This is a genomic window from Paracoccus alcaliphilus (genome assembly GCF_028553725.1).
In the GTDB taxonomy this organism is placed as follows: Bacteria; Pseudomonadota; Alphaproteobacteria; order Rhodobacterales; family Rhodobacteraceae; genus Paracoccus; species Paracoccus alcaliphilus.
In genome coordinates, this window is the sequence record NZ_CP067124.1 from 1,327,101 (window position 1) to 1,346,867 (window position 19,767).

The following is a 19,767-nucleotide window of genomic DNA, read 5'->3' on the forward strand; positions in this document are numbered from 1 at the left end:
GGTGCCCTCGCCTCTATGCTGCGCGGGCGGGCTGCCGCGCCAAAGGGAGGATAACCGACATGACCGTCTTTCTGATCGCCGAGGTGAAAGTCACCGATGAGGCGTGGATACCCGATTACGCCGCAAGGGTGCATGACATCGCCGCCCGGCATAATGGCCGCTATCTGTCGCGCAGCGGCAATATCGAGACGCTGGAGGGCACGCCCACCGACGTCACCCTGATCGCGCTGATCCAGTTTCCGTCGCGCGACGATGCGCTGGCCTTTGCCAATGACCCCGAATATGCGCCGTTCGGCAAGGCGCGGCAGGAGGGCTCGATCAGTCATTTCCGCCTGATCGACGATACCGATGTGGCGGGCTCGATCCCCTATCTGCCCAAGCCCGCGTAATCGCGTCATACCACCAGCTTGCGCTGGCAGCGTTCCACCCGCTTGGCTATAGTCCCGCCCGGACGCCGCCCCTTTGGCGGTCTTGCGCGGACGGGATGGGAAATGCAGCCTGAGACGATGCCCCTGACGGGCGATAATCCGTGGCCGCCGATGGCGACAGGGGCTGTTCTGGCGTGACGGAACTGTTTGCATGGACCGATGGCGCGTGCAGCGGCAATCCCGGCCCCGGCGGCTGGGGCGTGCTGCTGCGGGCGATGGATGGCGAGCGCGTGGCCAAGGAGCGAGAGCTTCAGGGCGGCGAGGCCATGACCACCAATAACCGAATGGAGCTGATGGCGGCGATTGCCGCGCTGGAGACGCTGACCCGGCCGACAAGGATCACCGTGACCACCGACAGCGCCTATGTGAAGAACGGCGTGACCCAGTGGATTCATGGCTGGAAGAAGAACGGTTGGAAAACCGCCGCGCGCAAGCCGGTCAAGAATGACGATCTGTGGCAGCGGCTGGACGACGCGCAGCGCCGCCACGAGGTCATCTGGGAATGGATCAAGGGCCATGCCGGCCACCCCGAGAACGAGCGCGCCGACGAACTGGCCCGCGCCGGGATGGCACCCTTCAAATGAGCCTGTGGGACCAGATCAATCCGGCCGCGCTGATCTCGGTGCTGGATTACGGGGCGGTGTTGATCTTTGCGCTGACCGGGGCGCTGGTGGCCAGCCGGGCGCAGCTGGATCTGGTGGGCTTTGTTTTCATGGCGGCGCTGACCGCTGTGGGTGGCGGCACTCTGCGCGATCTGATCATCGGGCGCGAGACGGTGTTCTGGGTGGCGCAGCCCGCCTATGTGCTGCTGGCCGCGGCGGCGGCGATGGTCGTTTTCTGGACCGCGCATCTGATCGAGAGCCGCTATAAATGGCTGTTGTGGCTGGACAGTCTGGCGCTGGCGGTGGCCATGGCGGCAGGCGTTGCGGCGGCGCGCGAGGCCGGGTTCGGCCCGGTCATCACCGTCATCATGGGCGTGGTGACGGGCACCTTTGGCGGGCTGATGCGCGATGTCGTCAGCAACGAGGTGCCGCTGGTGCTGAAGCAGGGCGAGCTTTACCTGACGGCGGCTTTTGGCGGCGCGCTGGTGGCGGTGGTTCTGGAATATCTGGGGCTGGCCCTGCCCCAGACGCTGATACTGGGCGCGGTCGTTGTCTGGGGTCTGCGGGCGGGCAGCCTGACATGGGGCTGGAAGCTGCCGGTCTATCGCCCGCGCCCGCCGCGCGATCACGGCTGAGCGTCAGCGCAGGATCGGCGGGCCGGGCTGGCGGTTGCGCTCTGATATATCCTCGACCCCCATGCGCAGCCCGCGTCCGATGCGATGGGCCAGGGCCGACCATGCGACGGCGGCCTCGGGCGTGACGGTGCGGCGCAGGGTTTCGTCGAACAGCGCCAGCCAGATCGGGAAGTGCTGGCTGCGGACATCGCCGGCCGCCAGATGTACCTGCATCGGATTGCCGTCATAGCCCGGCTGATGAAGGATCGCCCGGCGCCAGAAACCGGCGATCTTTGCCTCGTGCGCTGGCCAGTCGGTGACGTGACCGGCGAAGACCGGTCCCAGAACCTCGTGCCGTCGGATGGCGGCATAGAAGATGCGGACGACGCGGTCGATATCGTCCTCGGAGATCAGGAAACGTGGCGGGATCATGGCGTGGCCGGGCCTTCTGTGTGGTCTTAGGCTGAAGGTGGGCCGCCGGGGTCGCGCGTGCAAGTGCCGGTTTGACGCAGAGGGGGGCGGCTGTTATGTCAGCCGCCCGGTCGCAGCCCACCCGGTCAAAACAGGAGCCTTAGATGAGCCATTATACCGACGCGCTGACCCAGTTGGGCGCGAAAACCCCGCTGCCGCAGCATCCCGATCAGGCGGTGCTGGAGCGGGTGCCGAACCCGCAGCCGGGCGAGGTCTATGCCGTGCGCTTTGCCCAGCCGGAATTCACCAGCCTGTGCCCGATCACCGGCCAGCCCGATTTCGCGCATCTGGTGATCGACTACGTGCCGGGCGACTGGCTGGTCGAGTCGAAGTCGCTGAAGCTGTATCTGGGCAGTTTCCGCAATCACGGCGCCTTCCACGAGGATTGCACCGTGGGTATCGGCAAGCGTCTGGCCGCGCTTCTGTCGCCGCTTTGGCTGCGCATCGGCGGATACTGGTTTCCGCGCGGCGGCATGCCGATCGACGTCTTCTGGCAAAGCGGTGCGATGCCCGAGGGGTTGTGGCTGCCCGATCAGGGCGTGCCGGGTTATCGCGGGCGGGGATAGCCGGGTCCGGGTTGTTGGGGGGCTGTCCCGAGGTTGCACCATGACGTCGGCCAACTGGGGACCCATCTCGCCGACGTCATGGCCGCCTGCAACTTCGCGCGCAGGCTCAAGACCCTCGCCAGCCATGGTCCTTGAACCGATGGCGGATCCGGGGCGGCCCTCACGCCCTACGAATGCATCCGCAAGATCTGGGCTTCAGAGCCAGACAGATCCACCCAGATTCGTTCCACCAGACACCGGGACTGAACAACCAAGAGCGAACCCTGTTACTATTTCACAAATGCTTCCGGGGCGGACACGAACTATTCCACAGTCACCGATTTCGCCAGATTTCGCGGCTGATCGACGTCGGTGCCTTTGGCGACGGCGGTGTGATAGGCGAGATATTGCATCGGGATCGCATAGATGATCGGTGCGAAGGCGCCACCGCCTGTGGGCAGGGTCAGGGTGGCCTGCGTGCCTTCGGATGCCTCGCTGATACCTGCGGCGTCGGACAGCAGCAGGATCTGGCCGTGGCGCGCCATGACCTCCTGCATGTTCGAGATGGTCTTTTCGAACAGCGCGTCGCGCGGGGCCAGCACCACCACCGGCACATTGCGGTCGATCAGCGCGATGGGGCCGTGCTTCAGTTCGCCCGACGCATAGCCTTCGGCGTGGATATAGCTGAGCTCCTTCAGCTTGAGCGCGCCTTCCAGCGCGACCGGGAACAGCGCGCCCCGGCCCAGATACAGCACATCCTGCGCCTGTGCCAGCCAGTCGGCCTGCTGGCGGCAGGCATCGGCAAGGCCCAGGGCCTGTTGCACCAGTCCCGGCACCGCGCGCAGATCGGCCAGATGGGCGGCCAGCGCGGCATCGTCGATCCGGCCCCGGTCATGGGCGGCCTTCAGTGCCAGCACCGCCAGAACGGCCAGCTGACAGGTGAAGGCCTTGGACGAGGCCACGCCGACCTCGATCCCCGCCAGCGTCGGCAGGGCGACATCGCTGTCGCGGGCGATGGCCGAGGTGCCGACATTGACCAGACCGACGCTGCGGGCCACGCGCGGTTTGGCGTAATGCAGTGCGGCCAGCGTATCGGCGGTTTCGCCTGACTGGCTGATGGCGATGAACCAGCTGTCGGGCGACAGGGGCGGTTCGCGATAGCGGAACTCGGAGGCCACGTCGATGTCGCAGGGCAGGCCGGCCAGCGTCTCGAACCAGTATTTCGCGACATGACCGGCGTAATGGGCGGTGCCGCAGCCGACCAGCGACAGCCGGTCCACGGTGCTGAAATCCAGCCCGTCGGGCAGGACGATCCGGTCCTCCTTGACGTAGTGGCTCAGCACGTCGCCCAGCACCACTGGCTGTTCGGCGATTTCCTTGGCCATGAAATGGCGGTGACCGCCCTTGTCGATGGCGGTCGCGCCCACGTCGATGCGGCCGGTCTGGCGGCTGACAAGCGCACCCGTCGCGTCATGGATGGTCACGCCCGCGCGGGTCAGCACGGCGTGATCGCCATCCTCCAGATAGGTGATGCGATCGGTGAAGGGCGACAGCGCCACCGCGTCCGAGCCGATGAACATCTCTCCTTCGCCATGACCGACGGCCAGCGGGCTGCCCTTGCGGGCGGCGATCATCAGATCGCGCTGACCATCGAACAGGAAGGCCAGCGCGAAGGCGCCATGCAGCCGGGCCAGCGTGGCGCGGGTGGCGGCCAGCGGGTCCATGCCCTGATCCAGATGATGGGCGGTCAGCAGGGCGACGATCTCGGTATCGGTCTGCGATTGCGGATGCAGGCCAAGCGCGATCAGTTCCTCGCGCAGTTCGCGGAAATTCTCGATGATGCCGTTATGGACGACGGCGACCTTGCCCGATTGGTGGGGATGGGCGTTGCCTTCGGTCGCCGGGCCGTGGGTGGCCCAACGGGTATGGCCGATGCCGGTCAGGCCGGTCAGCGGTTCATGCACCAGCAGGTCGGAGAGATTGATCAGCTTGCCCACCGCGCGGCGACGGTCCAGCCGTCCGGCTGCGTCGATGGTGGCGACGCCCGCGCTGTCATAGCCGCGATATTCAAGGCGGCGCAGCGCATCCACAAGCTGGGGCGAAACCTCGTGATTGCCCAGGATGCCGACGATACCACACATGTCAACGCTTCTCCTTTTTCGCGCGCAGGGCTTCCATCAGGCGCAGCGCCAGTCCCGGCTTGGTAAGTTGACGCGCACGGCCCAGTGCCAGCGCGCCATCCGCGACGTCCTCGGTAATGACTGAACCGGAACCGGTCATGGCATCCGCTCCGATCCGCACCGGCGCGACCAGCATCGTGTCGCTGCCGATGAAGGCGCGCGGGCCGATCTCGGTGCGGTGCTTCATCACGCCGTCATAGTTGCAGGTGATGGTTCCGGCGCCGATATTGCTGTGCTCGCCGATATGGGTGTCGCCCAGATAGGTCAGATGGCCGACCTTGACGCCCTCATCCAGCACCGAGTTCTTGATCTCGACGAAATTGCCGACATGGGCATCGGTGCCCAGTTCCGCGCCGGGGCGCAGCCGCGCGAAGGGGCCGACCGTGGCGCCTTCCGAGATATGGCAGCCGGTCAGATGGCAGAAGGGCAGGATCTCGGCCCCCGATTCGACGGTGACGCCGGGGCCGAACACCACATTCTGGCCGATGATCGCATCGCGGCCGATCACCGTATCCAGCGCGAACCAGACCGTTTGCGGGTCCGACAGCGTCACCCCGTCATCCAGCGCGGCGCGGCGGGCGCGGGCCTGAAAGGCGGCCTCGGCCGCGGCCAGTTCGGCGCGGGTGTTGATGCCCAGGGTTTCCTCTTCGTCGCAGGTGACGACATCGGCGCGGCGGCCCTCGGCCCGGCCCAGTTCGACCAGATCGGTCAGATAGTATTCGCCCGAGGCGTTGTCATTGCCCAGCCGCACGATCAATTGCCGCAGCAGGGCCGCGTCCAGCGCCATCACGCCGGAATTGCACAGCGCGATGCTGCGGGTGGCGGCATCGGCGTCCTTGTATTCGACGATCCGTTCCAGCCCGCGAGAGGTCACCACCAGCCTGCCATAGCGGCCCGGATCCTCGGCCTCGAAGCCCAGCACGACGATATCGGCGGGGTGCGAGGCCATCGCTGCCAGCGTATCCTCGCCAATGAAGGGGGTGTCGCCATAGAGCACGATCACCTTGCCCTCGAACCCCTCCAGTTCGGGCAGGGCCTGACGCACGGCATGGCCGGTGCCCAGCTGTTCGGTTTGCAGCACGATGCGGGCGTCGGGTTCCAGCCCGGCGACGGCGCGGCGGACCTGATCGGCGCCGTGACCGGCGACGACGGTGATCTGTTCGGGATCGAGGCTGCGGGCCGCCGCCAGCGCATGGCCGACCAGCGGCACGCCCGCCAGCCGGTGCAGCACCTTGGGCAGGTCCGATTGCATCCGGCTGCCCTGTCCGGCGGCCAGAATGACGATTGCGACCGGGTTCTTTGCCATGCCTGCCTCATTACCGGTTTCGTTTCCTTGCCCGGCGTTCTAATCGGGGAATGCCTTGGGCGAAAGGGTGAGAATGTTCACCTTTGTTTTCGGATCATTACACGGAGGGCAGACATGGCCGGAACGGTGGTCTTCGATCTGGATGGAACGCTGGCGGATACGTCTTCGGACCTGATCGCGGCGGCGAATGCCTGTTTTCAGGCGCGCGGCCTTGGTTGCCTGCTGGACCCGGCAGAGGATGCGCTGATCGCCTTTCACGGCGGGCGGGCGATGTTGCAGACGGGTTTTGGACGGCTGGGGCCGGATTACCTGCTGCCGCCCGGTGCCGTGGACGAGGATTATCCCCGGCTGCTGGATCATTACGCCAGCGGCATCGCTGTGCATACGCGGCTTTATGACGGGGTCGAGGCGGCGCTGGAGGCGCTGGCGGGTGACGGCCATACGCTGGCTGTCTGCACCAACAAGCCCGAGGCGCTGGCCGAGACGCTGTTGCGGCAACTGGGGGTGCGGAATCGTTTCGCCGCGCTGATCGGGGCCGATACGCTGCCGGTGCGCAAGCCTGATCCGCGCCCCTATCGCGCCGCGGTCGAGGGCGCAGGCGGGCAGGTGGCCTCGTCCTTTCTGGTGGGCGATACCGAAACCGACCGCAAGACCGCGACAGCCGCCGGGGTGCCGGTGGCGCTGGTCGCTTTTGGGCCCGAGGGCGAGGCCATCGCGCGGCTGGCGCCCGAGGCATTGCTGACCCGTTTCGCCGATCTGCCGGAACTGGCCCGCGACTGGCTGGGCTGACCGGGTCCGTCCATGATCCTGTCCGGGCGTGATCGGGTTCGGCGTGGCGGGGGGCTTTGCCCCCAGCCTTGAAGACCCCTCGACGGGGTCTTCAAGGCTTCCCCCAGGATATTTGAACACCAAAGATGGGTACGGAACCTATTCCGCCTGATCGGCGGGTTTGGCGTTCAGCAGCCCGTAATTCTGCTGGCCGATGGTGTCGTAAAGTTCGATCTGGGTTTCGAGGAAGTCGATATGGCCTTCTTCGTCCGAGATCAGGTCCTCGAACAGCGCCTTGCTGACATAGTCGCCGACGCTTTCGCAATGATCGCGCGCCTCGATATAGAGGGTGCGGGCGTCATGTTCGCCGGCAAGGTCTGATTCCAGCGTTTCCTTGAGGTTCTGTCCGATCCTGAGCGGGTCAAGCTTTTGCAGGTTGGGGTGGCCTTCGAGGAAGATGATTCGCTGGATCAGCCGGTCGGCGTGATTCATTTCCTCGATCGATTCGGCGCGGGACTTGTCCGCGATGCGCCCATAGCCCCAGTCCTCCTGAAGACGGTAATGCAGCCAATACTGGCTGACCGCCGTCAGTTCAGACCGCAGCGCGGCGTTGAGATATTCGATGACCTTTGCGTCGCCCTTCATCCTGGCTGTCCTTCTTGATAGCTGGTTTGGCCCGCAGAATTGGCGGGGCTACGCCCAGACTATCGCAATGGCGCATCGTGTCCAGAAAGAGCGGCATGCATCCCCCACAATCGGCGCGCTTGCCAAGTGCGTGGTAGATCTTGCCCGGTGTGATGATCGTATCGGGGTCGGCCGTGCGCATCCATTCGATCGCAGCGTGAATCTCATGGTCCGAGATCTGGGTGCAATGGCAAACGATCATGGGTGCCTCTCCTCGATGGGCATAACCTAGGGATTCTGTCAGAGATGTAAAGCCCGAGTTTTATACTTGGATAATCACGGCTGCTTGACTGGGTCTCTGCGGCGGCGCAGAAGCCCGGCCCATGAAACTGTCCGATTTCGATTTCGACCTGCCATCCGATCTGATCGCGACCCGTCCGGCGCGGCCGCGCACATCCGCGCGTCTGCTGCTGGCCGAGGGGGGCGCGGGGATCGAGGACCGCCGCGTCAGCGATCTGCCCGATATCCTGCGGCCCGGCGATCTGCTGGTGCTGAACGACACGAGGGTGATCCCGGCGCGGCTGACCGGGCAGCGGCACCGCCAGACGGTGCAGGGCGAGGTTGTCGCGCGGATCGAGGTCACCCTGCTGGAGCCTGCCGCCGATGGCTGGCGCGCACTGGCCAAGCCCCTGCGCAAGCTGCGCGAGGGGGAGGTGATCCGATTTGGCGATGCGCTGTCGGCCACGGTCGCGGGCATTGCCGAGGGGGAGTTGCAGCTGCGGTTCGACGCGCAGGGCGATGCCTTTGACACGGCGCTGCAAAAGGTCGGGGCGATGCCGCTGCCGCCCTATATCGCGGCGCTGCGGGCGCCTGATGAGCAGGACCGTCACGATTACCAGACCGTCTGGGCCCGGCATCAGGGGGCGGTTGCCGCGCCCACCGCCAGCCTGCATTTCGATCAGCCGTTGCTGGACCGGCTGGCCGCGATGGGTGTCGGCTTTGCCCGGGTCACCCTGCATGTGGGGGCGGGCACCTTTCTGCCGGTCAAGGTCGAGGACGTGGCCAGCCACCGGATGCATGCCGAATGGGGCGAGGTGCTGCCCGATGCCGCCGACGCGATCAATGCCGCGCGGCACGAGGGGCGGCGGGTCATCGCGGTCGGCACCACCGCGCTGCGGCTGATCGAATCGGCGGCGGTGCCGGGGGGGCGGGTGGCGCCCTTTCGCGGCACCACCGACATCTTCATCCATCCCGGATATCAATTCCGGGTGACCGACGGGCTGATGACCAATTTCCATCTGCCCAAATCGACCCTGCTGATGCTGGTTTCCGCGCTGATGGGGCCGCAGCGGATCCGGGACATTTATGACCATGCGGTCGGGTCGGGTTATCGCTTTTTCAGCTATGGCGATGCGTCGCTGCTGATCCCCTGAAGGTCGCATGCGGGACTGGCCGCAGCGGTCCCGGCAGGCTAGAGGTGGGGACGGCAGTTCGGGCCGGATGGAAGGCGCAAGATGATCACCGTTCTGAAAACCACCTGGCCGCTTTTGCTGGGGATTCTGCTGCTGATGGTCGGCAACGGCATGCAGGGCACTTTGCTGGGCATCCGTGGCGATATCGAGGGCATTCCGACCTTCGAGATGTCGGTGGTCATGGCGGGTTATTACGGCGGCTTTCTGCTGGGCAGTCTGACGGTGCCGGGCATGATCAAGACGGTCGGCCATGTCCGCGTCTTTGCCGCGCTGGGGTCGCTGATCTCGGCCATCCTGATCGTCTTTGCGGTCTGGCCGAACTGGATGTTCTGGACCGTGCTGCGCTTTCTGATCGGCTTCTGTTTCTGCGGGGTCTATGTGACGGCGGAAAGCTGGCTGAACGCGGGATCGACGAACGAGACGCGGGGACAGGCGCTGTCGGTCTATATGATCATGCAGATGCTGGGCATCGTCAGCGCGCAATTCCTGCTGAATGTCAGCGATCCTGCGGGGTTTCTGCTGTTCGTGATCCCGTCGGTTCTGGTGTCGCTGGCCTTCACGCCGATCCTGCTGAACGCCCAGCCCGCGCCGGAATTCGACACCATCCAGCGCATGTCCTTTCGGGAACTTTACCACGCCTCGCCCCTTGGCTGCGTCGGCATCTTCCTGATGGGCGGGGTGTTTGCGGCGCTGGCGGGCATGTCCTCGGTCTGGGCGGCGGCGGTGGGGATGTCGGTTGCCGAGATCTCGCTGTTCGTGGCCGGGATCTATGCCGGGGGGCTGGTGATGCAATATCCGGTCGGCTGGATCTCGGACCGCTATGACCGGCGCAAGCTGGTGCTGCTGCTGGGCGGGTTCGGCGTACTGACCGTGGTCTGGGTGGTCGTGGCACAGCCGGGCGTCGCCGGGCTGGTCGTGGCCGGGTTGCTGATGGGCGGCATGGCCAATCCGATCTATGCGCTGCTGCTGGCCTATACCAACGACTATCTGGATCAGTCGGACATGGCGGCGGCCTCGGCCGGGCTGCTGTTCATCTATGGCGTCGGCTCGATGGGCGGGCCGCTGATCACCGGCTGGCTGATGAATGTGATCGGGCCGGACGGGTACTGGGTGCATATGGGCGTCCTGCTGGCGCTGATGGTGATCTATGCCAGCTGGCGCATGACCCGCCGCCGTCCGCTGACCCCCGATGAGCAGGGCAGTTTCGCCGTCATCACCCCGCAGGCCACGCCCTTCGCGGTCGAGGCCGCGCTGGACGAGGCGCAATCCTCGGACGGGGATTCCGGGTCGGACGGGCAGGGGGGGAAATGAGGGCAACGAGGGTTGGGTCGGAACTGATGGTCAGGATCGGGCGGCGACTGGTATGGGAATGGTCAAAGTTGTCGCTAAGCTGGAATGATCAGGTTCGTACGCGCTGGCATGACCTGACCGTGACGCGGAGATTCGTCCCCGTCGCCGGTGCACAGGCCGGGAGTCAGCGCGTTGCGATCATGGTGTTATACCCTGCGGACGGTGTGCAGCCATCGCATCTGCGATCATTGCGGCATCTGATCGCGATGGGATATGCGCCTCTGGTCGTGTCGAACCTGCCTTTGACGGAAGGGGGTCGGGCCAGCCTGTTGCCGCTGGTCTGGCAATTGGCCGAGAGGCGCAATTTCGGTTTTGACATCGGCGGTTATCGCGCAGCGATACTGTGGCTGGGGCAACGGCTGGCGGGGTTGGAGCGGTTGGTGCTGACCAATGACTCGATCTGGTTTCCGACCGGAGACCGCCCCGACTGGCTGAGCGTGGCCGCCCGGATCGATTCCAGTCACGCTCCGTCACTGATCGGAGCGGTGCCGGGCATCAGCGACGGACGGAGTCGGGATGGCTCCTTCCGGCCTGATCAGGGTGCGGGCGATTTTCACTATTGCTCGTTCGCGCTGTCCTTTGGGCCGGCGATTCTGCGCGACGCGGATTTCCTGCCCTTTTGGCGGCGTTTGCGGCTGACCGACCGCAAGGTCGAGATCGTCCAGCGGGGCGAGGTCGCCACCAGTCAATGGGCGATCCGGCGCGGCCACGACCACGCCTCGACGTGGGATCCGGGCGTGCTGCCGCAGCAACTGATGGCGCTGCGGGATTCGCAACTGCGCTCGCTGGTTTCCGAACTGGTCATTCCCGAAGATGCTGGGCTGCGGGCGGCGCGGGATGCTTTTCTGGCGGATCGGGCGGCCAGCTCGGATGCCGGAGCGGTGCTGCGGCTAGTGCTGGATGTGATCGCGCGGACCGGCGCAGCCTATGCGCTGCCCTGCTGGACCATGCGGGCCGAAGGGCTGGGTTTCATCAAGAAATCCCCGTTGCGACTGGATGCGACCGGACGTGCCGCCACCCTGCGGGCATTGGAATCCGAGCCGGAACTGCTGGCAGAGGCGGAAAAAATCCGTCTGCGGGAATAGGCGTCTTGCGCTTGCTTGATGCTGTTGGTCATATGGTTTAACGCTGAACTATCCTAGCAAGCGGGGGAACATATGGCCCAGAATTTCGACATGGTGGTGATCGGTGCGGGGCCGGGCGGTTATGTCGCCGCGATCCGCGGCGCGCAGCTTGGCCTGAAGGTCGCCTGTATCGAGCGAGAGCATCTGGGCGGCATCTGCCTGAACTGGGGCTGTATCCCCACCAAGGCCCTGCTGCGCAGCGCCGAGGTGTTCCACCTGATGGAGCGGGCCAAGGATTTCGGTCTGAGTGCCGACAAGGTCGGCTTCGATCTGGACAAGGTGGTCGAACGGTCGCGTGGTGTGGCCAAGCAGTTGACCGGCGGGATCGGGCATCTGTTCAAGAAGAACAAGGTGACCACGATCATGGGCGAGGCCAAGCTGCTGGCCCCCGGCAAGATCAGCGTCAAGACCGACAAGGGCAGCGAAGAGATCACCGCGAAGAACATCGTCCTGGCGACCGGCGCGCGGGCACGCGAATTGCCGGGGCTGGAGCCGGACGGCAAGCTGGTCTGGAACTACAAACACGCGCTGAAGCCGCCGCATATGCCCAAAAAGCTGCTGGTCATCGGCTCGGGCGCGATCGGCATCGAATTCGCCAGCTTCTTCAACACGCTTGGTGCCGATACCACGGTGGTCGAGGTGATGGACCGGGTGCTGCCGGTCGAGGATGCCGAGATCAGCGCCTTTGCGAAGAAGCAATTCGTCAAGCAGGGCATGAAGATCATGGAGAAGGCGGCGGTCAAGAAGCTGGACCGTCAGGGCGCGAAGGTCACCGCCCATGTCGAGGCCGGCGGCAAGACCGAGAAGCTGGAATTCGACACGGTGATCTCGGCCGTGGGGATCGTCGGCAATGTGGAGAATCTGGGCCTGGAAGAGCTGGGTGTGAAGATCGACCGCACCCATGTCGTGACCGACGAATATTGCCGTACCGGAATCGAGGGGCTCTATGCCATCGGCGACGTGGCCGGCGCGCCCTGGCTGGCGCACAAGGCCAGCCATGAGGGCGTGATGGTGGCTGAACTGATCGCGGGCGGCAAGCCGCATGCGGTCAAGCCCTCCAGCATCGCGGGCTGCACCTATTGCCACCCGCAGGTGGCGTCGGTGGGGATGACCGAGGCGAAGGCGAAAGAGGCGGGCCATGAGGTCAAGGTCGGCCGTTTCCCCTTTGTCGGGAATGGCAAGGCCATCGCATTGGGAGAGCCCGAGGGGATGATCAAGACCGTGTTCGATGCGAAGACCGGCGAGTTGCTGGGCGCGCATATGGTGGGTGCCGAGGTGACGGAGCTGATTCAGGGCTATGTCATCGGGCGGCAGCTGGAGACCACCGAGCAGGATCTGATGGAAACCGTTTTCCCGCACCCGACCCTGTCCGAGATGATGCATGAATCGGTGCTGGATGCTCATGGACGGGCGATTCATTTCTGATCTTCTGCTATAAAGCCGATGTGGCGGGGGCTTTGCGCCCCCGTCGCGTTTCACGCGACTCCCCCGCAGGATATTTATGCACCAGGGATGGGGCGGTGGGGGAGCCGGGGGTAAGGGTCGCGCGCGAACGGAACCCAAAGGCTGCGTGTGGCGTTCACACGGGATTGATCATCAAGGAGATTCTCTCATGACCCGCATTTCCCGTCTTGGGTTCGCCGGCGCATCCGTGGCCGCAGCGCTTGTCCTTGCCGCGTGTGAACCGGCACCGACGACACCGCCGGGCGAGGATCGCGGCTTTATTCCGGGCGGCAGCTATGTGCTGGTTGGTATGGATGGTGAAACGGTTGCCCTGCGCAATGTCTCGATGCTGGTCGAAGAGCGTCGGGTGTCGGGCGCGGGGCCTTGCAGCAGCTATTCCGCGCAAAACAATGTCGATCTGCCGCAGGTGTCGCTGTCGGCGATCAACTCGCCCCGCACGCCCTGCAAGGATTCGCGGACGGAAAACCGTTTCCTTTCGGTGCTGCAACAGGCCACCGAGATGGAATATTACGGTGGCGTGCTGAAGGTGAAATCGCCCTCGACCTGGCTGATCTTCGAGCGCGGTGTGCGGGCCGATGGCGCCGTCAGTGTACTGGACGCGGCGCGGGCCGGGCAGTAGGCCGCGCCCCATCCCTGTGGCATGTGGTTGCCTGTCCCGTCCGATGCAATTAGCGTCCGGGGGCATCCAGAGGGGGACGGAGATGAGTTGCAGTTGCGGGCACGACCATCATGGCGGGCATCACCACCATCATCACGGCGCCATGCCGTCCGGCGCGGTGCCGGTGACGCTGAATGGCCCGCTGGTGGCGATGGAGGGGCGGTTGATCTGCGCCGATGCCACACAGATGATGGTCGCCCTGTCGCTGCTGCCGGATCATGTCGGGCTGAGCCGGGCCGAGGCCGGCTGTCTGCGCTTTGATCTGTGGCAGGATGATGATCCGCTGATCTGGCATCTGTCGGAGCTTTTTGCCAGCGAGGAGGCTTTTGCCGCCCATCAGGCACGGACCAAAACCAGCGAATGGGGCAGCGGCAGCGGCGATATCCGGCGCGATTTCCAGCGCAGCCATGTCGAGCCGTGGTTGCGCAGCGAGGCCGGGGCCGATGCCGGGGCGCTGGACGGGTTGCTTGCGGCGGCCTTTGGTGGCGATGCCGAGGCGAGGCTGGTTCAGGCCCTGCGGGCGGATGGCGATCTGACGCAGTCGGTGGTGGCCGAGGCGGCAGGCTGTCTGCTGGGCCATGTCGCGCTGTCGCCTCTGACGGCTGATCGTGGGGCATTCGCGCTGGCGCCGGTGGCGGTGCATCCGGCCGTGCAGGGGCGGGGGCTGGGCAAGGCCTTGGTGGAACAGGCGCTGGATCGGGCGGGCGACGCGCCGGTCGTGGTGCTGGGCGATCCGGGTTATTATGCGCGGTTCGGGTTTCGGCCTGCCGATCTGGCCTCGCCTTATGCCGGGCCGCATCTGCAGATTCGGGGCGATCTGCCTGCGGGCAGCGTGATCGCCCATGCGCGGGCCTTTGCTGCGCTGTAGCCGATGATCGCGGCGGGCCATGGCTTGCGGATCGGGCGATCAGGGGCCACATTCCACCGACAGCAGAAAAAGGACATCACATGGCCCGCATGCCGCTTTATGACGCCGCCGAAACCGTGACCTCGAAATCCTTCGGCGATCTGCCGGAATGGGATCTGGGCGATCTCTATCCCGCCCCGGATTCGCCCGAACTGGCGCGGGATGTCGAGGCGCTGGAGCAGGCGGCGCAGGGCTTTGCCAGCCGCTATGAAAACCGTCTGGCCGATCTGGACGCCGCCGGGATGCTGGCCTGTATCGAGGAATACCAGCAGATCGACATTCTGGCCGGACGGATCATGTCCTATGCCGGGTTGCGCTATTACCAGAACACCACCGATGCCGGGCGGGCCAAGCTGCTGTCGGATCTGCAGAACCGGGTCACCGATGCGACCACGCCGCTGGTGTTTTTCAGCCTTGAGTTCAACCGTATTTCTGACGCCGATTACGAGGCGGTGTTCACCGCCGCCGATGGTCCGGCGCGTTACAGGCCGGTCTTTGACCGGATGCGGGCGATGCGGCCGCATCAGCTGTCTGATGAGTTGGAGAAATTCCTGCATGACAATTCCGTCGTCGGTGCCGCCGCGTGGAACCGGCTGTTCGATGAGACCACCGCGGGGCTGGAATTCGACGTGGATGGCGAGACCCTTGGGCTGGAAGCCACGCTGAACCTGCTGACCGATCACGACCGGGCGCGGCGCGAGGCGGGCGCGAAGGCTCTGGCCGGGGTTTTCAGCCGTAACGTCAAGCTGTTCGCCCGGATCCACAATACGCTGGCCAAGGAAAAGGCGATCGAGGACAAGTGGCGCAAGATGCCCAGCCCGCAGCATGGCCGCCACCTGTCCAACCATGTCGAGCCGGAGGTGGTCGAGGCGCTGCGCAATGCGGTGACGGCGGCTTATCCCCGGCTGTCGCATCGCTATTATACCCTGAAGGCACGTTGGTTGGGGCTGGACAAGCTGCAGGTCTGGGACCGCAATGCGCCGCTGCCGACCGAGACGCCGAAAACCATCGGCTGGGACGAGGCGCGGGCCACGGTGCTGGACGCCTATGCCGGGTTCTCGCCGAAGCTGGCGGAGCTGGCGGAACCCTTTTTCGACAAGGGCTGGATTGATGCGGGCGTGAAGCCGGGCAAGGCGCCGGGGGCATTTGCCCATCCGACAGTGACCACGGTCCATCCCTATGTGATGCTGAACTATCTGGGCAAGCCGCGCGACGTGATGACGCTGGCGCATGAGCTGGGCCACGGCGTCCATCAGCGGCTTGCGGCGGGGCAGGGAGAGTTGCTGGCCTCGACGCCGCTGACGCTGGCCGAGACGGCTTCCGTCTTTGGCGAGATGCTGACCTTCCGCGCATTGCTGGCGAAAACCACCGATCCGGCGCAGCGCAAGGCCCTGCTGGCGGGCAAGGTCGAGGACATGACCAATACGGTCGTGCGCCAGATCGCGTTTTACGATTTCGAGTGCAAGCTGCATGCTGCCCGTGCCGAGGGCGAATTGACGCCCGACGATATCAACGCGCTGTGGATGTCGGTGCAGGCGGAAAGTCTGGGGCCGGTCTTTGAATTCATGCCGGGATACGAGACCTTCTGGACCTATGTGCCGCATTTCGTGCATTCGCCCTTTTATGTCTATGCCTATGCGTTCGGCGATGGGTTGGTGAATGCGCTTTACGCCGCCTATGAGGACGGGCTGCCGGAGTTCCAGTCGAAATATTTCGACATGCTGGCGGCGGGGGGCGCCAAGCATCACAAGGAACTGCTGGCGCCATTCGGGCTGGATGCCTCGGACCCGGCATTCTGGGACAAGGGGCTGTCGATGATCGAAGGCCTGATCGACGAGTTGGAGGCGCTGGAGGGGTGACTGGCCGGGGGGCTGTCTGCCCCCCGCGCGCTGCGCGCTTCCCCCCGAGGATATTTTCGCACCAAAGATGGGGTGGGGTCGGGATGCTGAAGCGGATTCTGGTCGGGCTGGTTGTGCTGATCGTGGCGGGGGCGACGGCGTTCTTCGTCATCGCGCCCGGACATGTCGAGCGGGGGTTGAATCCGCTGACCATGCCGGAAGGGGGCTGGCCGGTCAGTCCCGAGGCTGCGGCGCTGCATGAGCGGCTGGTGATCGGCGATTGGCATTCGGATGCGTTGCTGTGGGATCGCGATCTGCTGCGGCGGGTCGATCGGGGCCATACCGATATTCCGCGCCTGCAAGAGGGCAATGTCGCATTGCAGGTCTTTACGACGGTGACGCGCAGTCCGCGTGGCCAGAACTATGCCGAGAACAGTGCCGATGCGCCGGATAATATCACGCCGCTGTTCATCGGGCAGCTGCGCCCGGTCCGGTCGTGGTTTTCGTTGAGGGAGCGGGCGCTGGTTCAGGCCGAGGCGCTGGCGCGAGCGGCGGATCGCGATCCGGGGGCGTTGCGCATCATCCGCTCGAGCGGGGATCTGGCCGCGCTGCTGGAGGCGCGGGCGGCGGGCGCGCGCAGCGTCGGCGCCTTGCTGGGGTCCGAGGGTGGGCATCCGCTGGAGGGCGATCTGGCCAATCTGGATGTTCTCCATGATGCCGGGTTCCGGCTGATCGGCCTGACGCATTTCTTTGACAACGAGTTGGGCGGCAGTCTGCATGGTGCGGGTGACGGCGCGGGGCTGTCGGATTTCGGTCGGCAGGTGGTCGAAGGGATGGTGGCGCGCGGGATGGTGGTCGATCTGGCCCATGCCAGCCCGCAGATGGTCCGTGATGTGCTGGCGATGGAGGGCGTGCGCCCGGTGCTGTCCCATACCGGTATCCGGTCGCATTGCGACAGTCCGCGCAATCTGCCCGACGATCTGGTGGCGGGAATTGCCGCGGGGGGCGGGATGATCGGGATCGGGTTCTGGGCCGATGTCATCTGCGGCCGCACGCCTGCCGATGTCGCGGCGGCGATCCGGGCCGCCATTGCTCTGGTGGGCGAGGATCATGTGTCGCTGGGTTCGGATTACGACGGCTCGGTCGATGCGCCCTTCGATGCCGCGCATCTGTCGGCGCTGACGCAGGCGCTGATGGATGCCGGGCTTGATGACGGTCAGATCAGCAAGGTCATGGGTGGCAACATGATGCGCTATCTGCTGGAGGTGCTGCCCGAAGGCTGAGCATCACGCGGGAACCCATAAAGCAAGAGCCGCGTTAAATTGGCAGAAAACAACTGCCTTATGGGAGAACAGGATGCAGAAACTGATGGGACTGGGTGCGTTGCTGGCGATGATGGCGGTGTCGGCTTGCGAAACCGTGCAGGGTGCGGGGCGCGACATGCAGCATGCCGGGCATGCTATCTCGCAAGAGAGCGCCGAGGTGCAGTCGGGGATGTGACATCCCGCCTGAGCGGAAAACGGGACCCTTTTGAGGGTCCCGTTTGCGTTTGTGAGGCCCGGGGGCCGGTTCAGTCCTCGTCGTCGCTGGCGACATCGGCGATGTCATCCAGCGAGACATCGGCGTCGTCGTCATCCTCTTCCAGCAGATCATCGTCCAGATCGCCGGCCTCGTCTTCCAGATCCTCGTCATCCTCGACCAGATCGGTGCTGGTGTCGGCGGGGCGCTTTTCGGTGACCACGGTTTTGCCGCGACCGTCCGTCAGGCTTTCCAGTGTGAACTGGTTGCCGCATGCCGGACAGGTCATCGGATTCAACGTCAGATCGTAAAAGCGCGTCTGGCAATGCGGGCACAGGCGTTTCGTGCCCCATTCCTCTTTGGGCATGGTATTCTCCTTCAGCCGCGTTTAGGGAATTCCGGCTCGCCGTGCCACAGAGGGCGGGGGGTGTCAAAGACTTTTCTGCGGTCGTTTTACGCCAAGTGGCCGCAAGGGCTTTCGTCGGGTTGAATCGTGGCTGAATCGCAGCAGGTGGGGCAGGTGTCGGACAGGATCGTCATTGCGGAAGGCGTGCATGTCGTGCTGCGCCGTTCGGCCCGCGCGCGGCGGATGACGCTGCGGGTGCCGCGTGACGGCACCGACCCGGTGCTGACCCTGCCCCTGCGGGTGCCGCTGGCCGAGGGGCAGGCATTCGCGCTGTCGAAAAGCGAATGGTTGCGGCAGGCGCAGGCGCGGATACCGCAGCCGCGCCGGGCCGAAGCGGGGGTGGCGATTCCCGTGGCGGGCCGGGCGCTGACCATCACCCCCGCCGATCTGCGCATCTGCCGGATCGAGGGCGACGCGCTGCTGGTGCCGCAGGGCCGTCCGGTCGCAGCCACTGTGCAGGCGTTTCTCAAGCATCTGGCGATCTCGGCGCTGCGTCCGGCCTGCGATCGCCATGCCGCCGCCCTGGGCCGCGATTACCGGGCCATCGCGCTGCGCGATACGCGGTCGCGCTGGGGCAGTTGCAGCAGCGACGGGCGGCTGATGTTTTCATGGCGGCTGGCGATGGCCCCGCCCGATGTGCTGGATTATGTCGCCGCCCATGAAGTCGCGCATCTGGCGCATATGGATCATTCGCCGCGTTTCTGGGCCGCCGTGGCGGGGCTGATGCCCGACTGGCGCGCGCGGCGCGACTGGTTGCGCCAGAATGGCGGCGATCTGATGCTGTGGCGGTTTCGCGACTGAAGGCGGGGATTGACGCTGCCGGATTTTGTGATCACAAACCGCTGCATGAACATGAACCGCACGTCCGACCCGACCGCGCATGAGACGATCTATCGCAATCTGCGGTCGCGGATCATGGTGGGGGAACTGTCGCCCGGCACGCCCTTGACCCTGCGCGGGCTGGCGCGGGAATATCACGTCTCGATGACCCCGGCACGAGAGGCCGTGCGGCGGCTGGTGGCCGAAGGGGCGCTGTCGCTGTCGGGTTCGGGCCGGGTGACGACGCCCGCCCTGTCGGATGAGCGGATCGAGGAACTGGCCGCCCTGCGCGCGCTGATCGAGCCGGAACTGGCCGCGCGCGCGCTGCCTCGGGCGCATTTTGCGCTGATCGACCGGCTGGCGACGATGAATGGCCGCATCGCCGACGCGGTCGAACGGCACGACGCCGTGGGCTATATCCGCTGCAATCTGGATTTTCACCGGATGCTGTATCTGCGCGCTCAGGCGCCTGCGATGCTGGCCATGCTGGAAACCGTCTGGCTGCAACTGGGGCCGACGATGCGCGCGCTTTATGGTCGGGTGAAGCGCAACGAGCCGCCGCGCCATCACCGCATGATTCTGGCGGCGTTGCGCGCGGGCGATGAACCCTCGCTGCGGCTGTCGGTGCGGGCCGATGTGACCCACGGGCTGCGCCACCTGACCAGCGCCTGAG

The 19,767-nt window shown here is 65.4% G+C and carries 22 protein-coding genes; 16 read left to right on the top strand and 6 right to left on the bottom strand.

Annotated features, from left to right (window positions below; all coding sequences use genetic code 11):
* Nucleotides 1–59: 59 nt before the first annotated feature.
* From JHW40_RS06745 to JHW40_RS06755, 3 genes are all read left to right on the top strand, one after another.
* Nucleotides 60–389 carry a DUF1330 domain-containing protein gene (locus JHW40_RS06745; protein ID WP_090610699.1) on the top strand — a complete coding sequence of 110 codons (330 nt, stop codon included), beginning with the start codon at nucleotides 60–62 and terminating at the stop codon, nucleotides 387–389.
* 173 nt (nucleotides 390–562) lie between these two features.
* A complete protein-coding gene (gene rnhA, locus JHW40_RS06750; RefSeq protein ID WP_090610700.1) occupies nucleotides 563–1,012 on the top strand; it encodes a ribonuclease HI in 450 nt (149 codons plus the stop codon).
* Nucleotides 1,009–1,665, top strand: coding sequence for a trimeric intracellular cation channel family protein (locus JHW40_RS06755; protein WP_090610701.1), 657 nt, complete (start codon nucleotides 1,009–1,011; stop codon nucleotides 1,663–1,665). The genes rnhA and JHW40_RS06755 overlap by 4 nt, the downstream gene beginning before the upstream one ends.
* A gap of 3 nt (nucleotides 1,666–1,668) precedes the next feature.
* On the opposite strand, the gene JHW40_RS06760 is transcribed toward JHW40_RS06755, so the two are convergent.
* Nucleotides 1,669–2,076, bottom strand: coding sequence for a group III truncated hemoglobin (locus JHW40_RS06760; protein ID WP_090610702.1), 408 nt, complete (start codon nucleotides 2,074–2,076; stop codon nucleotides 1,669–1,671).
* A 143-nt stretch (nucleotides 2,077–2,219) separates the two neighbouring features.
* On the opposite strand from JHW40_RS06760, the gene queF reads away from it, so the two are divergent.
* Nucleotides 2,220–2,681, top strand: coding sequence for a preQ(1) synthase (queF, locus tag JHW40_RS06765; RefSeq protein WP_090610703.1), 462 nt, complete (start codon nucleotides 2,220–2,222; stop codon nucleotides 2,679–2,681).
* 302 nt (nucleotides 2,682–2,983) lie between these two features.
* Here queF and glmS read toward each other — a convergent pair whose 3' ends face one another.
* Both glmS and glmU read right to left on the bottom strand, forming a co-directional pair.
* Nucleotides 2,984–4,801, bottom strand: a complete 1,818-nt coding sequence (glmS, locus tag JHW40_RS06770; protein WP_090610704.1) for a glutamine--fructose-6-phosphate transaminase (isomerizing) — start codon at nucleotides 4,799–4,801, stop codon at nucleotides 2,984–2,986.
* A 1-nt stretch (nucleotide 4,802) separates the two neighbouring features.
* Entirely contained in the window at nucleotides 4,803–6,146 is a 1,344-nt protein-coding gene (gene glmU, locus JHW40_RS06775) for a bifunctional UDP-N-acetylglucosamine diphosphorylase/glucosamine-1-phosphate N-acetyltransferase GlmU (protein ID WP_090610705.1), read from the bottom strand.
* A gap of 114 nt (nucleotides 6,147–6,260) precedes the next feature.
* Between glmU and JHW40_RS06780 the strand changes: the two genes are divergently transcribed.
* The gene (locus tag JHW40_RS06780; RefSeq protein WP_090610706.1) at nucleotides 6,261–6,935 is read left to right on the top strand and encodes an HAD hydrolase-like protein; all 675 of its coding nucleotides are present in this window, start codon (nucleotides 6,261–6,263) and stop codon (nucleotides 6,933–6,935) included.
* A 138-nt stretch (nucleotides 6,936–7,073) separates the two neighbouring features.
* Here JHW40_RS06780 and bfr read toward each other — a convergent pair whose 3' ends face one another.
* Nucleotides 7,074–7,559, bottom strand: coding sequence for a bacterioferritin (bfr, locus tag JHW40_RS06785; RefSeq protein WP_090610707.1), 486 nt, complete (start codon nucleotides 7,557–7,559; stop codon nucleotides 7,074–7,076).
* Nucleotides 7,507–7,800: a (2Fe-2S)-binding protein gene (locus JHW40_RS06790; RefSeq protein WP_090610708.1), complete on the bottom strand. Its 294-nt coding sequence runs from the start codon at nucleotides 7,798–7,800 to the stop codon at nucleotides 7,507–7,509. The genes bfr and JHW40_RS06790 overlap by 53 nt, the downstream gene beginning before the upstream one ends.
* Nucleotides 7,801–7,921: 121 nt before the next feature.
* Here JHW40_RS06790 and queA point away from each other — a divergent pair, with 121 nt between their 5' ends.
* The 9 genes from queA to JHW40_RS06835 all read left to right on the top strand — a co-directional run bounded on the left by queA (nucleotide 7,922) and on the right by JHW40_RS06835 (nucleotide 17,851).
* On the top strand, nucleotides 7,922–8,971 hold the full coding sequence (gene queA, locus JHW40_RS06795; RefSeq protein WP_090610709.1) for a tRNA preQ1(34) S-adenosylmethionine ribosyltransferase-isomerase QueA: 1,050 nt from the start codon (nucleotides 7,922–7,924) through the stop codon (nucleotides 8,969–8,971).
* Nucleotides 8,972–9,052: 81 nt separating this feature from the next.
* Nucleotides 9,053–10,321, top strand: coding sequence for an MFS transporter (locus JHW40_RS06800; RefSeq protein WP_090610710.1), 1,269 nt, complete (start codon nucleotides 9,053–9,055; stop codon nucleotides 10,319–10,321).
* 227 nt (nucleotides 10,322–10,548) lie between these two features.
* The gene (locus JHW40_RS06805) at nucleotides 10,549–11,445 is read left to right on the top strand and encodes a rhamnan synthesis F family protein (protein ID WP_170851737.1); all 897 of its coding nucleotides are present in this window, start codon (nucleotides 10,549–10,551) and stop codon (nucleotides 11,443–11,445) included.
* Nucleotides 11,446–11,517: 72 nt separating this feature from the next.
* Nucleotides 11,518–12,909: a dihydrolipoyl dehydrogenase gene (gene lpdA / locus JHW40_RS06810; protein WP_090610712.1), complete on the top strand. Its 1,392-nt coding sequence runs from the start codon at nucleotides 11,518–11,520 to the stop codon at nucleotides 12,907–12,909.
* Between the two features lie 187 nt (nucleotides 12,910–13,096).
* Nucleotides 13,097–13,567: an META domain-containing protein gene (locus JHW40_RS06815; protein WP_170851738.1), complete on the top strand. Its 471-nt coding sequence runs from the start codon at nucleotides 13,097–13,099 to the stop codon at nucleotides 13,565–13,567.
* Between the two features lie 82 nt (nucleotides 13,568–13,649).
* Nucleotides 13,650–14,474: a GNAT family N-acetyltransferase gene (locus JHW40_RS06820; RefSeq protein WP_090610714.1), complete on the top strand. Its 825-nt coding sequence runs from the start codon at nucleotides 13,650–13,652 to the stop codon at nucleotides 14,472–14,474.
* A gap of 80 nt (nucleotides 14,475–14,554) precedes the next feature.
* Nucleotides 14,555–16,372, top strand: coding sequence for a M3 family oligoendopeptidase (locus JHW40_RS06825; protein ID WP_090610715.1), 1,818 nt, complete (start codon nucleotides 14,555–14,557; stop codon nucleotides 16,370–16,372).
* Nucleotides 16,373–16,455: 83 nt separating this feature from the next.
* Nucleotides 16,456–17,634 (top strand): dipeptidase, encoded by a 1,179-nt coding sequence (locus JHW40_RS06830; RefSeq protein WP_090610716.1) that lies wholly within the window; start codon nucleotides 16,456–16,458, stop codon nucleotides 17,632–17,634.
* Nucleotides 17,635–17,707: 73 nt separating this feature from the next.
* Nucleotides 17,708–17,851: an entericidin A/B family lipoprotein gene (locus JHW40_RS06835; protein ID WP_090610717.1), complete on the top strand. Its 144-nt coding sequence runs from the start codon at nucleotides 17,708–17,710 to the stop codon at nucleotides 17,849–17,851.
* Nucleotides 17,852–17,921: 70 nt separating this feature from the next.
* Here JHW40_RS06835 and JHW40_RS06840 read toward each other — a convergent pair whose 3' ends face one another.
* Nucleotides 17,922–18,236 (bottom strand): TIGR02300 family protein, encoded by a 315-nt coding sequence (locus JHW40_RS06840; protein ID WP_090610718.1) that lies wholly within the window; start codon nucleotides 18,234–18,236, stop codon nucleotides 17,922–17,924.
* Between the two features lie 126 nt (nucleotides 18,237–18,362).
* Between JHW40_RS06840 and JHW40_RS06845 the strand changes: the two genes are divergently transcribed.
* Both JHW40_RS06845 and JHW40_RS06850 read left to right on the top strand, forming a co-directional pair.
* A complete protein-coding gene (locus JHW40_RS06845; protein WP_244519120.1) occupies nucleotides 18,363–19,076 on the top strand; it encodes a M48 family metallopeptidase in 714 nt (237 codons plus the stop codon).
* A 45-nt stretch (nucleotides 19,077–19,121) separates the two neighbouring features.
* Nucleotides 19,122–19,766 carry a GntR family transcriptional regulator gene (locus tag JHW40_RS06850; RefSeq protein WP_090610775.1) on the top strand — a complete coding sequence of 215 codons (645 nt, stop codon included), beginning with the start codon at nucleotides 19,122–19,124 and terminating at the stop codon, nucleotides 19,764–19,766.
* Nucleotide 19,767: the final 1 nt, after the last annotated feature.